The organism is Streptomyces humicola (assembly GCF_024436035.1).
GTDB classification, from domain to species: Bacteria; Actinomycetota; Actinomycetes; order Streptomycetales; family Streptomycetaceae; genus Streptantibioticus_B; species Streptantibioticus_B humicola.
This window is the reverse complement of the sequence record NZ_JANFNG010000077.1, coordinates 1-1,071: the sequence shown is the minus strand read 5'-3', so window position 1 is coordinate 1,071 and position 1,071 is coordinate 1. Positions and strand designations below refer to the sequence as shown.

The window sequence follows — 1,071 nt, the reverse complement described above, 5'->3', positions numbered from 1 at the left end:
GCTCCGCCCCGAGCAGGCCGCCTACATCGGCGTCCCGGTCGAGGGCCCGTACAAGCCGGACCACTACCGGTACTGAACCGCCTGACGCAGGCCCCCGTCGGCACCTCCGGCGGGGGCCTCGCGCTTCGCCGAACCGGAAGCCCCCACCATGCCCCGCGGCCGCTACTCGCTCCACGACACTCACGACCACACCCCCCTGGGAGAAGAACAGTTCCACTGCGCCACCGGCCCCTCGGGCTGGCGCTACACCGCCCGCACCACGGATGCGAGCGGCCGGACCACCGGCTCGGTGGACCTCACCCTCGACGACCTCGGCCGCCCCGTCCGACTCGAACTCCACTCCGGCGACTGGCAGGTGCGCGGCACCGCCCTCGACGGCGTCACCTGGGTCCGTACCGACGCCACCGGCGAACACGCCCAAGAAGGCAACGCCCCCGCCCACTCCTTCACTGGCACATCCCCCGCCTTCCTCGTCGCCACTGCACGACTCCTGTGTCCAGTCCTCGGCAGCCCACCCACGCGTGTCCGACTCGTCGCCTTCACGCACCCCGTCCTCGCCCCGCGTACCGTCGACCAGTCCTGGGCCCTGGTGAACAGGACAGCACACCCCACTGACAACGGGACCCTGACAGTGAACGAGTACCAGGTCACGGCCCTCGACACGGGGGAGCAGCACCTCCTGCACATCGCGGGCGACGTCGTCCTCTCAGCGCCCGGGGTCGAGCTGGAGGACCTCGACACGCCGCCGTCCACCTTCGTCTGAGGCCTGTGTGAGGCCGGGCGGCCGCGCACCGGATGTGCGCCCAACCCCGCTGAGCTGCTAGTCTTCCGGTTTCCCGGCGAACCCGTTGACACGGTGGGATCGGGGAGGTAGCTTTGAACGGTTGTCGATAGGTGGACAAGCTCGGGTCGCCCGGGTAGTGTCTACCCTCGTTCCGGAGGAGCTCTCTCGAAGGGCACACCTCCGAGCCACTATCGGATAAAGCGAACGCCGATTTACGGGACTGATCGCGAAGCTGATAGAGTCGGAAACATCGAAGGGAAAGCCCGGAGGGGCCGGTGAGACGGTCT

At 68.8% G+C, this 1,071-nt stretch carries 2 protein-coding genes; both read left to right on the top strand.

The features are described 5' to 3' along the window. The coding region (locus NGB36_RS34015; RefSeq protein ID WP_372509591.1) for an adenosylhomocysteinase at positions 1-76 on the top strand (76 nt) is incomplete at its 5' end. 72 nt (positions 77-148) lie between these two features. Continuing rightward, positions 149-763, top strand: a complete 615-nt coding sequence (locus NGB36_RS33015) for a hypothetical protein (protein WP_255924346.1) — start codon at positions 149-151, stop codon at positions 761-763. Positions 764-1,071 lie beyond the last annotated feature (308 nt).